A 13,358-nucleotide genomic window follows, 5' to 3' on the forward strand; every position below is an offset into this window, starting at 1 on the left:
ATCGGATGACCGGGGCAGCAATGAAAAATCTATATCAAAATATTTTGATATAGACTCAAAACGCTGCTAGAATCCTCGCCCATGAATGATCAAATCGCCCAATCATCGCAGGATGAAGAACTGCTTTCCCTACTTGCCCACTTTTCCAAGGCCAGTAGCGACCCTCTTCGTCTGATGATTTTGCGGGTCTTGGCCTCCGACAGTTTTGGCGTATTGGAACTGTGTACTATTTTTTCAATCAAGCAGTCGGCGATGAGCCACCACCTAAAGGTGCTGGCACAGGCTGAGCTTGTGGATAAACGCCGCGAGGGTAATTCGATTTATTACCGTCGCCAGGCACCCGGCGCCCGCGCCTCGTTGCAACTATTACAGCAGCAGTTATTCAGCGATATCGACCACCTGGTTATCGATGCTCAAAGACAGCAGGGCATTGATCAAATTCGCCAGGAACGCAGCCTTAGCAGCCGTCAGTTCTTTGATCAGAACAGCGAAAAATTCCGTGAGCAACAGGATTTGATTGCCCACTACCAACACTATCAAGACAGCGTCCGCCAGCTCGTTTCCAGCCTGCCGCTGCAAAGTGACCAACTGGCCCTGGAAGTTGGCCCCGGCGCCGGCGAATTTTTACCCGAGCTGAGCAAGCGCTTCTCCTCGGTCATCGCCCTCGACAACAGTGCGTCGATGCTCAACACCGCCCGTCAATTGACCGATGGCCAACAACTTAACAATATCGAATTCATTAATGGCGACACGGCCACGGCTCGTGAGCAGCAACTCGCCGTCGACTGCGTTGTCATGAATATGGTGCTGCACCACACCCCTTCACCGGCGGATATCTTCAGCGATATTGCCAGCGTGATGCGCCCCGGTGCCTCACTCATTGTCACCGACCTCTGCAACCACGATCAGGTGTGGGCAAAGGAGTCCTGTGGCGATTTATGGCTCGGTTTCGAGCCGAGCGACTTAACCGACTGGGCCAGCCAGGTGGGCTTGTTAGATGGACAAAACATCTATCTGTCACTGCGCAACGGCTTCCGCATTCAAGTACGACAGTTTTACAAACCATCACCGGCAGCGACAGCGCGCTGTTGATTACAAATAAGATTACTAAGAGCCCCTACTATGTCTGAATACAGCACGTTTACCTCAGAGTCAGTCTCTGAAGGTCACCCCGATAAATTGGCCGACCAGATCTCAGATGCCATTCTAGATTCGATTATCGCCCGCGACCCCTACGCCCGCGTTGCCGTCGAAACTCTGACTAAAACAGGTATGGCCGTGGTTGCCGGTGAACTCACCACCAACTGCTATGTCGATTTAGAAGATACTGTCCGCGATGTCATTACCGGCATCGGCTACAATTCCTCCGACGTGGGCTACGACGGCGCCAGCTGTGCCGTGATCAACGCCATCGGCAAGCAGTCTGTCGACATTGCTCAGGGTGTTGACCGTTCAAAGCCGGAAGATCAAGGTGCCGGTGACCAGGGTTTGATGTTCGGCTATGCCACCAATGAAACCGACACACTGATGCCGGCGGCTGTTTACTACTCTCACCGCCTCGTCGAGCGTCAGGCCAAGCTGCGTAAAGAAGGCGTGCTGCCGTGGTTGCGTCCCGATGCAAAATCTCAGGTGACACTGCGCTATGAAGACGGCAAGCCGGTTGCCATCGACGCGGTCGTGCTCTCTACTCAACACGACCCCAGCATCAGTTTAGAAAACCTGCGCACGGCAATCTTGGACGATATTATCAAGCCTGTACTGCCCGCTGAATTACTGCATGAAGGCACTCAGTACCACATCAACCCCACCGGTGTATTCATCATCGGTGGTCCTGTTGGCGATTGCGGCCTAACCGGCCGTAAAATCATCGTTGACACCTACGGCGGTGCCGCTCGTCACGGCGGCGGCGCATTCTCTGGCAAAGACCCCTCAAAGGTTGATCGTTCAGCGGCCTACGCTGGTCGTTACGTCGCCAAGAACGTCGTTGCCGCAGGCCTTGCCGATCGTTGCGAACTGCAGGTTTCCTACGCCATCGGTGTCGCCGAACCAACATCGATCTCGGTCAACACCTTCGGTACCGGCGTGGTCAGTGATGATGAGTTGATTATTGCCATCCGCAAGGTTTTCGACCTGCGCCCATACGCGATTACCAAGGTGCTCGATCTGCTGCACCCAATGTATCAGCTAACCGCAGCCTATGGTCACTTCGGCCGCGAGCCCTTCGAACACACCTATACCTGGGAAGAGCGTGAAAACGGTAAGACTGTTACCAAGTCTGACACTTTTACTGCCTTCACCTGGGAAAAAACCGACAAAGTCGACGCGCTTAAGGCTGCGTTGGGTAAGTAATTAATTTTTTGCAGCGCTCACCATCCGTGGGTGCCGCCTCTTAAATGTTAAAGGAACCTCTATCATGAGCACCGACTATAAAGTTGCCGATATCAGCCTCGCTGGCTGGGGCCGTAAAGAAATCGAAATCGCCGAAACTGAAATGCCGGCACTGATGGCACTGCGCACCAAATATGCCGCCAGCCAGCCATTGGCCAATGCCAAGATTCTTGGCTGTATCCACATGACGATTCAGACCGCCGTGTTGATCGAAACCCTGGTTGCCCTTGGCGCCGAAGTTCGCTGGTCTTCATGCAACATCTTCTCTACTCAGGATCAGGCTGCCGCTGCCATCGCCGATGCCGGCGTCGCTGTCTACGCTTGGAAAGGCCAGACCGAAGAAGAGTCTTCTTGGTGTATCGAGCAGACCATTCTGAAAGACGGCTCGCCTTGGGACGCCAACATGGTTCTCGATGACGGCGGCGATCTTACCCTGATGTTGCACGACAAGTACCCTGAAGTCCTCAACGACGTACACGGTATTACCGAAGAAACCACCACCGGTGTTCACCGTCTGCTTGAGATGCTGGAAAACGGCACGCTTAAGGTGCCTGCTATCAACGTTAACGACTCTGTTACCAAATCAAAGAACGACAACAAGTACGGCTGTCGTCACTCACTGAACGATGCCATTAAGCGCGGCACCGACCACCTGCTGGCCGGCAAGAAAGCACTGGTTGTCGGTTACGGCGATGTCGGCAAGGGTTCTGCTCAGTCACTGTCTCAGGAAGGCATGATTGTTCGCGTTGCCGAGGTCGATCCCATCTGTGCCATGCAGGCTTGTATGGACGGCTTCGAAGTTTGCTCTCCCTATATCGACGGCGTTAACACCGGTACCCTGGAAGGCATTAACAAGACGTTGCTCGGTTCTACCGACCTTATCGTCACCACCACCGGTAACACCAACGTCTGTGATGCGCAGATGCTGCAATCGTTAAAGAATGGCGCCGTTGTTTGTAACATCGGTCACTTCGATAACGAAATCGACACCGCCTTCATGCGTGCGAACTGGGAATGGGACGAGGTGAAGCCTCAGGTTCACAAGGTATACCGTGACAAGGCCAGCAACGATCACCTGTTGCTGCTGTCTGAAGGTCGTCTGGTTAACCTAGGCAACGCCACGGGTCACCCAAGCCGTATCATGGATGGCTCTTTCGCCAACCAGGTCCTGGCTCAGATCCACCTTTGGGATCTTAAGTTCGCCGACCAAGACGCTGGCACTCAGGCCGAGATGCTGACCGTTGAAGTACTGCCCAAGAAGCTGGACGAAGAAGTTGCCGCCGATATGGTTGCAGGCTTCGCCGGCGTATTGACCAAGCTGACTAAGACCCAGGCCGACTACATCAATGTTGATGTCGATGGTCCGTTCAAGCCAGACAGCTACAAGTACTAATCCAGTATTAGGCTGAAGCGAAACCTCGGTGCCGTGCTGCGGCACCGAGTCGAATACCTAGATGTTAGATTCACAACGAGTGCTAAACTGCGCCTACAATAATGACCACGCCGTTAGCCAATTCGACACAAGCGAAGAGCACCACCATGACTAAGCGATTCAGTTTTGAGTTTTTTCCTCCCAAGACACCTGTCGGCATTGAAAAGCTGCGCCTTGTTCGCGAGCAACTCAATACGCTAAAACCCGATTTTTACTCGGTGACTTACGGTGCCGGTGGCTCTACCCGTGACAATACCATTGGCGTGATCAAAGAAATGCGTGCCGAGGGCATCGACGTCGCCCCCCACCTTTCTTTTGGTGGTGACAGTGAAGAAGAAATGATCGAACTGCTCGACACCTATCGCGAACTCGATGTTAAGCGTCTGGTGGCATTGCGTGGCGACATCCCATCCGGCATGGGTATTGCCCGCATGGTTTACGCCAACGAACTGGTTGAGTTCATCCGAAAGCACAGTGGCGACCACTTCGAAATTGAAGTGGCGGCCTACCCGGAAATTCACCCCGAGGCGAAAAGCTACCAGAGTGACGTGCAGTTCTTAAAGCAAAAATTCGACTGCGGCGCCAACAGCGCCATCACTCAGTACTTTTTTAATCCCGATTCCTATTTCCACTTTATGGAAGAGTGCACCAAGGCAGGTATTACTAACCCGGTTTATGCTGGTGTTATGCCGATTACCAACTTTGCCAACCTGTGTCGTTTCTCGGCCAACTGTGGTGCCGACATCCCGCGCTGGTTAAAACAAAAAATCGAAGGCATGAGTGATGACAGTGCTGGTATTGCTGAATTTGGCGTCGAATTTATCAGTCGTTTAAGCGAGCAACTATTAGCCGGTGGCGCTCCTGGTATACACTTCTATACCATGAACCAGGTCGAGCCGACCCAGGCCATTTGGACCAACCTCGGCATCAACCGCTGACACCATCGCCGCCGATAACCTCGGCGGCTCTGTTGAGTGACTCTATGCGCATCCCCCGTATTTTCTGCTCCATCGATCTCGCTGACCAACAATCACTGACCCTCGATGCGAGTGCCAGCCATCATTTGGCCAAGGTTTTGCGTTTTAAAGCCGGCTATCACATCATCGTTTTTAATGGCCGTGGCCAGCAGGTCGATGCGACAATTGTTGCCATCAGCAAACAAGCGGTGACTGTGCAGACCGATATTGTCAGCCAGCAAGACAACCAAAGCCCGCTGAAAACAGTGTTGGCGATAGCACTGTCCAAGGGCGACCGTTTCGACTGGGTACTGCAAAAGGCCACCGAACTCGGCGTCCATGAGATTTACCCACTATTCAGTGAGCGCAGCGAGGTCAAGCTGAGCGGCGAGCGACTGGAGAAAAAACAACAGGCCTGGCAAAAAATTATTATCTCCGCCTGTGAGCAATGCCAGCGTAATACCCTGCCAATATTGCACCCGGCACAGGCATTAGAGAACTGGGTTCAACAGGCAGATTATGAGGTTAAGCTGGTTCTGCATCATCGCAGTGATCAGGGCTTGGCGGCGGAGCAACCGACCGAGGTGGCACTGTTAATTGGCCCCGAGGGGGGCTTGAGTGAGGCTGAGATCCAACTGGCCGAACAACACGGTTTTGCCGCACTGACACTGGGGCCAAGAGTGCTACGAACAGAGACGGCGCCACTGACAGCGCTGAGTATTTTACAGTACCGCTGGGGCGACTTCTAAGCCTCTGCTGATAGATACACTAGGCAGTGGCCAGCTTCAACTCGGCTAACAACGTTGCTATCTTATCTTCGATAAAGTTTAAATCAGGAATAATAGCCGCTTCGTCATTGACGATAACGCGCTGTGCCTCCGCCGGACCACCAATCACCTCGCTGCTGGCAACCACCTGCTCCTCCGTCAGGCGAAGCAGCTTCGGCGTGCCCTCTGTCAAAACAGCCCAGAACGGAATGTCGCTGTCGGTGCCGTTAACCACTGCGATATGACGCTGATTCTCATCGCCAACGAAGGGCTCATCGTTAATCGCCTCGTAGGAAATCACCGGCACGGACAAGTTACGCCATTGCATCTGGCCGACGTACCACGTCGGCACATCGTCACCGACATCGGTGGCTTGCCGGCTGATGATCTCGGCAACGGTAACGTTGGGCAAGACCAGGTTTTTCCCCTGCACGGGGATCATCAGTATTGCTAATTCAGACGCCGCCTGCGGGCTTTGTATTGCCTTTTTCATATTTTCTAACCTAATTCTTTTACAACTGCGTTAATAAACTTAACCGCTTTTGATGACTGTAATCAGTGCCAGATAACCGTTTACTGTCGGCTAAACTGCTGCGCAAAGGCTTCGGCCAATTGTGTTGGCGGCGCGACAAAGGCGCTGTTGGTCACCGCCAACGCCGCCTCCGGCATGGCGCTGTTGGCACAGCTATCAAAACTTTGTATCCAGACCGTGCCACCGGAGCTTTGCATTACCTCACAGCCCTTGGCACCGTCATCACCCATACCGCTAAAAATAATACAGCCGCTGGCAGTACCATACAACTCCGCCGTTTGACTGACCAGGCAATCGATCGACGGCGAAAACGGACCCGGCCAAGGTTCATCGAGAACGATAACCTGTCCCAGTGGCAACAATTTTAATCGCTGCTCGACCGGCATCAAGCCTATCTCCCCGTGCCTGAGGACATCCCCCGAAGCCAATACCTTGGTAGACATCGTCGTCTTCTTTGACACAGCTTGCTGCAGTGTGTCATTGAATTGAGGGTCGATGTGCTGACCGTAGACAAAAGCAACCGGCAGATCATCTGGCAGCGCCGCCAAAAATTCACACACTGCCTCAGGGCCACCGAGGGAAGCACCCAGCACCCAAACATTAACCGGCCCATTGGCTTGTTGGCTGAGTTGCTGCGCCTTATCCAAGATTGGGTTGACCGCGAGCTCTGCGACAGGCTGTTGCTCTAGTTCAGCCGGCAGCGCCTTTTCAATCTGCTTGATCAGTCGATGCTGACGGGGTGTTGGCCCATCTTCGTCAATCCACTGCTCGGAGCCATCTTCGATTAACACCGGGATATCGCTGTCGGTATGTAATTGGTCTAAAAGACTGTCATGTTCGCTGTTTTCAGAGAGACACAATAGCCACAGATGAACCTGATCAGCACGGAGATGTTCAGCGCTGATTTGTTCCGGCGACAAGGTATAAACAAGGTGATAGCCAGCCTCCTGTAACAGTGCTCGTAACTGATACTGTAACAGGGGCTGTTCGACAATGAGGCCGATTCTTGCGGCTACCGTCATCGCTGATTATTCCGGTAAAGTTACCAGTTCGGCCATGGTTTCAAGCAGCTGGGCTTCTTGATATGGCTTACCGAGGTAACGATCGACACCCAGAGAGAATGCCCTCTCGCGGTGCTTATCACCGGTACGCGAGGTAATCATAATAATCGGAATGTCTTTCAGGCGGTCGTTATGCTTGATTCGACTGGCTACTTCAAAGCCATCCATACGGGGCATTTCGATATCGAGCAACATAATATCGGGCTTGTGATCGATCAACAGACGGATCGCATCGGCACCATCTTTGGCCAACAATACCGACATACCGTTACGCTCGAGGAAGCGCGAGGTAACCTTTCTCACTGTCACCGAGTCATCGACAACCATCACCGTCAGCGCCGAAGCCTCTGCCGCCTTGGCCTGCTTCTGCTCTTCCAACGCCAACATATCGTAGCCGCGGGAAACATCGGCACGAATCATCGCCATCAAATCAAGGATGACAACAACCGAACCATCACCGAGCACGGTGGCACCGGTTAAACCCTGTACCATGGCAAACTGGGCACCCAGGTTTTTAACCACGATTTCACGCGAACCTAATAAGGCGTCAACCTGAATCGCAACCGAGTGATCGGCACCGCGTACCAACACCACCGGTAATGGTGCGGTCTGACCCTCGAGGTTGGGTTTGGGTTGAGTGTGTAACAGTGAGCCCATATAACGCAGGTTATAGGGCTGACCAGCGTATTCAAACAGCGGTGCATCGGGCTGATAATAAGCCTCAAGCTCGAAGGGGCTGACACGTACCACACCCTCGATAGTATTCAGCGGGATGGCGTAAATATCGCTGTCAATTCGCACCATCAAGGCACGGTTAACCGACACCGTAAACGGTAGGCGCACGGTAAACTGAGTGCCGCCGCCAAAGTTGGAGTCAATGTCGACAACACCGCCCAACTGTTTGATCTCAGAGTGCACCACATCCATGCCAACACCACGGCCCGATATCTGCGTTACCTCCTTCGCGGTCGAGAAGCCAGAGCTTAAAATAAACTGCAGTACTTCTTTATCGCTCAACTCTGCCTCAGGCAACATCAGCTCACGCTCGATGGCCTTGCGTCGGATAACATCGAGATCTATACCGGCACCGTCATCGGAGATTTGAATGACAACCTCGCCACCTTCACGAGCCATGGCGATCACGATATTCCCCTCCTCGGCCTTACCGGCGGAGAGACGGCGATCGGCAGATTCAATACCGTGGTCAATGGCGTTACGCAGCATATGCTCCAGCGGCGCCACCATTCTTTCAAGTACGATGCGGTCCATTTCACCCTCGGTATTATCGAGGACGAAGTTCACCTTCTTGCCCAGCTCGCTACTTACCTGGCGAACAATACGACGGAGCCTGGGCACCATCCGGGAGAACGGTACCATGCGCGAGCGCATCAAACCTTCTTGTAAATCGGTATTTACCCGCGACTGCTGCAACAATAACGTTTCAATATCTCGCGCCTTATCAAAGATAGTGCCCTTGATATCGGCAATATCCGAGGCTGATTCAATCAACGATCGAGACAGTTGCTGCAAGGCGGTATAGCGGTCCATTTCCAGTGGGTCGAACTCTTCCATACCCGAGCTTTCCATTTGCTCCTGGCGGAATAAAATCTGTGCCTCGGTCTCAACATCGAGACGTCGTAGCTGATCTTGTAATCGGTCAATGGTCGATTCCATCTCATCGATGGCGTAGGAGATATCGGACACTTGCTCCTCAACACGACCACGAGCGATAGTGGTTTCACCGGCAAGGTTAACCAGCTCTTCAAGTAATTGTGCCGAAACCTTAATCACTTCCTGCGGTGCCTTGGCCTGGGCCATCGATTCCGCCTGCAGGGTATTACCGGCGACGCCACTATTAATATTGGCGATACCGCTGCGTTTTGCCGGCAGTGGCACCATATTGCTAGGCGTACTGAATGGCACAACGTTATCGGGAGCAGAAGGTTCAACAGTGCCCAAGTCACCTTCAACCAGTGTCAGCGGTGTCAGCTCTTGTTCATCCGGCTCGATAATAATCGGGGAACTTTCCGCCTCCGCTTCGGTTGGTTCCAGCGGAGTAATGAGCTCAGCATCAGCCACTAACACGTCATCTGTCGTCTCGGCTGAGTCAGCCTCAACGACCTCTGGCTGTTCAACTACCGGCTGGCTAGCCGCAGCCATTGGTTCAGGTGTCGGCGCAGGTGACAGCTGTGGATTCAGTATGTGATCCATTGCCGTCTGCATACGGTCTTGGTAGGACTGAAACTCTGCTAATGCGGTTTCATTGACGCCGTTAACACCATCGACCTCGATGACATAGGTTTCAAAATCGTGACTCAAATCACCGAGTTCAGCAATACCGGCTAAGCGTGCACCACCCTTGAGAGTGTGCAAAAGACGCAGCATCTCTGGCATGGCGACGGTGTTATTGATATCGTCGGCCCACTGCTGCAGCGTTTCATCGATACCCTCCAGTAGATCGCCGGCTTCTTCGATGAAAATCTCGAGAATCTCGGCATCGACTTCATCATCGTCGTCATCACTGTCATAGGGACTGGAAGCTACTTCGGCTACTTCGGCTACTTCGGCTACTTCGGCTACTTCGGCTACTTCGGCTACTTCGGCTACTTCGGCTACTTCGGCTACTTCGGCTACTTCGGCTACTTCGGCTACTTCGGCTACTTCGGCGAAGAAAGCTTGCTCATCGAGGGGCTCAGAGGCAACGGTGAAATCGTCAATTTGATCAATATTCTGGTCATTCAGCGCACTGTCTTCGACTGCATTCTCACCGGCCAATTCAATAGCATCTGCGAGTTCAAGCAACTCAGATTCATGCTCAAGCTCATCCTCGGCAGCCAACGATTCCGCTTCTGACGTAGCATTAGCAAAGTCGAGTTCATCCGGTAGATCAATAATAATCTCTGGTGCCACATCGCTTTCGGGCAACAATTCAGGCTCATTCGCTGAGGCCAGTTGTTGCTCACACCACTGTTCAATACTGGCGATTAATTCTTCCTGTGGCGCAATATCCATGCTCGCAGCCACGCAATCCATCATGCTAATAATTGCCGATAGAGCCTGCTCGCCATGGGCTTTGTAACTGTCTAAATTCGCCTCGCTGGCGACATCACCGGCTTTGACAACAACCTCAGCAAGGGCTGTCATCGGGCTGAATTGTAACTTTTCGGCAATCGTAATAAAGGGCTGCAGGGATGCCGAGATAACGGCGACGGACTCTATCACCAAGGAGTCTGACATCAGCAGATCCTCTGCATCAGACAAGGAGTCCATGCCCTCAGTCATTAACAAACTGAGCATCTCGGGGTCGATTACATCTTCTTCGACATTGTTCAGATGAGGGTCGGTCAACAATTGATCGGTTAACTCGGCAACATCACTTAGCAACTGTTCGCTGCCGCTCAGCGCCGCAGAGGGTTGTTGCGGCAGCAAATTGAGGCCCTGCTGGACTAAATTAGCCGTTGTCTGCAGCACGCTCAATACCGATTCGTTGGCTCTGACCCGTGTCGACTGCATACCTTTGATCAATTTCTCAACCGGGCCTACCATCGTTGCTATCGACGAGACATCGGCCATATGGGCGCTGCCTTTAAGCGTATGCAAGGCTCGTTGCAAATCGTTGGTAACAAACCGTGGATCCACACTTTCTAATGCATCGGCAATATAGCTTTGAATAGTATCGAGGTGCGTGGCCGCTTCCTGGGCAAATATATCGAGTAACAGCACCTGTTCCTCATCGACAGCGTCTGCTGCCAGGGAGGCCTGCGACTCAATCTCATCCTCGACTGCCGATACTTCCGCAGTGGTAGTCTCAATATTGCCTGCGGCCACCAGGTTGATATTATTGCTGTTCAAGGTGCTGAGATCGACCGAGGCACTTGCTTGCTGTAATTCGGTCGCCAGGCTAATTGCCTGCTGAACAACGGCCTTGTTAACATCTTTTCGCTGCTCAAAAGCTGTTACCATTGGCGGCATCATCGCCGTTACCGTTGTGATTAATTCAATGCGTACTGCATCGAGTTCAATTGACTTTTCTATAACTCGATTAAGCAGAGACTCGATAGACCAGGCAAGCTCACCGATAGTTTCAGCGCCAACCATTCGACCGCTGCCTTTGAGGGTGTGATAGGCTCGTCGAACCTCGATCAGCCCCTCTTCATCCGGACCGGCGGTTGACCATGCAGGCAACCATTGGTTGATGGTTTCAAGTACTTCCTCAGCCTCTTCGACAAATATTTCTAAGATCTCAGGATCTATCTCGTCTTCATCTTCTTCAATAGATTCACTTTCTGTGGTTGTTGCCGCTGACGCCGCGTCAGAACTCTCTGTTTCGACCAGCAGTGCCTCAACCGCAGCAGGTTGATCATCCTGCGCCAAGAGTTCATCCTCAGGGGCTGGCAAGTCATCACCGATAAACTCGTCGATGGCATCGGTGACTCCATTTTCCAACTCTGCCGATAAGCCTTCATGTGACTCGATCTCTGACAGTAACTGAGGCTCCGCCGCCGGCACTATGGCCAGCTCTTCTGGGATGACAATCAGGCCATCACTTAACTGATAGCCCAAGCCCAGTAAGCTCTCTTCTGCAAATTGCAGAATGCTGCTGTTATCGGCGCCATCGAAATCTTCCAGCAGTCGTTCTAGATAATAATCGATACTGGTAATCGCATCCGCCAGCGCATCAAGCTGCTGAATATCTCTAATATTATTATTTAACAGCGAGGTGTTTACACAGTGCTCACAAGCCTCAACTGCGGCTGCGACTTTATCGAACGAGCTGAGGGTAAGCGCACCGGCAGCGGCGGACAAAATAGCGGGGACACTGGCTAAATGATCCGCATTGTATTGGTCGGCGACATATTCAACTATCGACTCTTTCACCTGCTCTAGCAGGCTGCATACTTCGCGTACCACGGTCTCAGTGGCTTGATCAAAGTGCAGTTCAGCCTCGGTCTTAGATACTGAGCAACCATTGCTCTGGATATACTGCCCAAGTGCACTCTCAACAGAGATGACATAGGAAGCCATAGCCTGCAGTAGCTCAACCTCACCGCCGTTGCTGATAAAATCAGTGAGAATCGCCAATTGTTCACGCAGGGTTTTCAGCGGCTCGTCAAAGCTCAACAGCTCCATGGTATCGCAAACACGCTTAAGAATAGGCTGCGCTGGTTTTAAAATTTCGAGATTGTCATCGTTGTTGCGAACAAAAATATCGATAAAATCTTTTACTGCTGCCAGCTCTTCCAACAGCGCATCGATAACCGACTCCATGGCATCTTGATCGGGCAGGGCAACAAAGTTTTCATAACTCGCAGGCAAAGCTTCATCGAGGCTGCAACTAATACGGAGTTCTTTAATCAATGGCGTATCGCCATCGGCGGTGGCGACAAAGTATAAGAAGTGTCGCAATAACTCTTCGTTAACAGCGCTATCCATATAGGACGGCCCTTGTTCAACCAGACCTTTTAGCTCGCTATCAATCTGCTTTAACAAGGTTTTAACACCGGCACTGGGTGCAATCTTGCGACCAGCAATCCCCTCTATTAGAGCCAGTGACACCAACCACAGCGGCTCATGTTTTTTCCCTAAAGCAAGCACGCGCAAGCGCTGACAGACCTTGGCCAAATACTGTAGGTTTTTACCCAGCTTCTTATCCCTGACAATACCAACAAAGGCTATCTGGAACATTTGCCGAAGCTTATCAACCAGCTCGACAAACTCATCCTCGGGTAGCTTCAATGATTTGTTGGCACTTAGCTTGAGACCAGTTAAGTCGGGATAAAACAGGCTGTATTCGGCCAGGTCATCCTCGCCACGTACTCGGCGCATATCGTTTAATATGGGCAATATTGCACTAGGGGAGTCGCTGTGGGTAATTTTTAAACGCTGTAAATAAGGGGGCAATTGCAATAAGCCCGCCATTAATGCGACCAGTGCTTCACGTTCACCCGTGGTGGTTTCATCCACTAACGACTGAATTAAGGCCTCGAGCTCTGCGGCAAACAGTGCTGCGCCACTAAACTCAACAATGCTTAAGGTACCATAGACCTGGTGCACGTAGGTTAGACAAAAGCGTAACTGCGAGCGGTCTTGAGGATTTTGAACATAGGCCTCAAGTGCTTGCTTAGCCTGCTTTAGCGTCTCTACAATCTCAACAGAAACCCATTCTAATGCTACATAATCTCGACTTTTAGCCATCACCCACAAAGCCCTTTTTTCTCAATT

8 protein-coding genes are annotated in these 13,358 nt (G+C 52.1%); 5 read left to right on the plus strand and 3 right to left on the minus strand.

What is annotated here, in order from left to right:
- Positions 1–81 precede the first annotated feature (81 nt).
- From L9P87_RS15170 to L9P87_RS15190, 5 genes are all read left to right on the plus strand, one after another.
- Complete coding sequence (locus tag L9P87_RS15170) at positions 82–1,092, plus strand: ArsR/SmtB family transcription factor (protein WP_237445607.1); 1,011 nt, start codon at positions 82–84, stop codon at positions 1,090–1,092.
- A gap of 30 nt (positions 1,093–1,122) precedes the next feature.
- The gene (metK, locus tag L9P87_RS15175) at positions 1,123–2,349 is read left to right on the plus strand and encodes a methionine adenosyltransferase (RefSeq protein ID WP_237445608.1); all 1,227 of its coding nucleotides are present in this window, start codon (positions 1,123–1,125) and stop codon (positions 2,347–2,349) included.
- A 64-nt stretch (positions 2,350–2,413) separates the two neighbouring features.
- Positions 2,414–3,781 carry an adenosylhomocysteinase gene (gene ahcY, locus L9P87_RS15180; protein WP_237445609.1) on the plus strand — a complete coding sequence of 456 codons (1,368 nt, stop codon included), beginning with the start codon at positions 2,414–2,416 and terminating at the stop codon, positions 3,779–3,781.
- A 146-nt stretch (positions 3,782–3,927) separates the two neighbouring features.
- Positions 3,928–4,758, plus strand: a complete 831-nt coding sequence (gene metF / locus L9P87_RS15185; protein WP_237445610.1) for a methylenetetrahydrofolate reductase [NAD(P)H] — start codon at positions 3,928–3,930, stop codon at positions 4,756–4,758.
- A gap of 44 nt (positions 4,759–4,802) precedes the next feature.
- Entirely contained in the window at positions 4,803–5,525 is a 723-nt protein-coding gene (locus L9P87_RS15190) for a 16S rRNA (uracil(1498)-N(3))-methyltransferase (RefSeq protein WP_237445830.1), read from the plus strand.
- 19 nt (positions 5,526–5,544) lie between these two features.
- On the opposite strand, the gene L9P87_RS15195 is transcribed toward L9P87_RS15190, so the two are convergent.
- The 3 genes from L9P87_RS15195 to L9P87_RS15205 all read right to left on the minus strand — a co-directional run bounded on the left by L9P87_RS15195 (position 5,545) and on the right by L9P87_RS15205 (position 13,331).
- Positions 5,545–6,036 (minus strand): chemotaxis protein CheW, encoded by a 492-nt coding sequence (locus L9P87_RS15195; RefSeq protein ID WP_237445611.1) that lies wholly within the window; start codon positions 6,034–6,036, stop codon positions 5,545–5,547.
- 80 nt (positions 6,037–6,116) lie between these two features.
- The gene (locus L9P87_RS15200; RefSeq protein ID WP_237445612.1) at positions 6,117–7,097 is read right to left on the minus strand and encodes a chemotaxis protein CheB; all 981 of its coding nucleotides are present in this window, start codon (positions 7,095–7,097) and stop codon (positions 6,117–6,119) included.
- Between the two features lie 6 nt (positions 7,098–7,103).
- Positions 7,104–13,331 (minus strand): hybrid sensor histidine kinase/response regulator, encoded by a 6,228-nt coding sequence (locus L9P87_RS15205; protein WP_290368519.1) that lies wholly within the window; start codon positions 13,329–13,331, stop codon positions 7,104–7,106.
- Between the last annotated feature and the right edge of the window lie 27 nt (positions 13,332–13,358).

This window comes from Sinobacterium norvegicum (assembly GCF_923077115.1).
In the GTDB taxonomy this organism is placed as follows: Bacteria; Pseudomonadota; Gammaproteobacteria; order Pseudomonadales; family Sinobacteriaceae; genus Sinobacterium; species Sinobacterium norvegicum.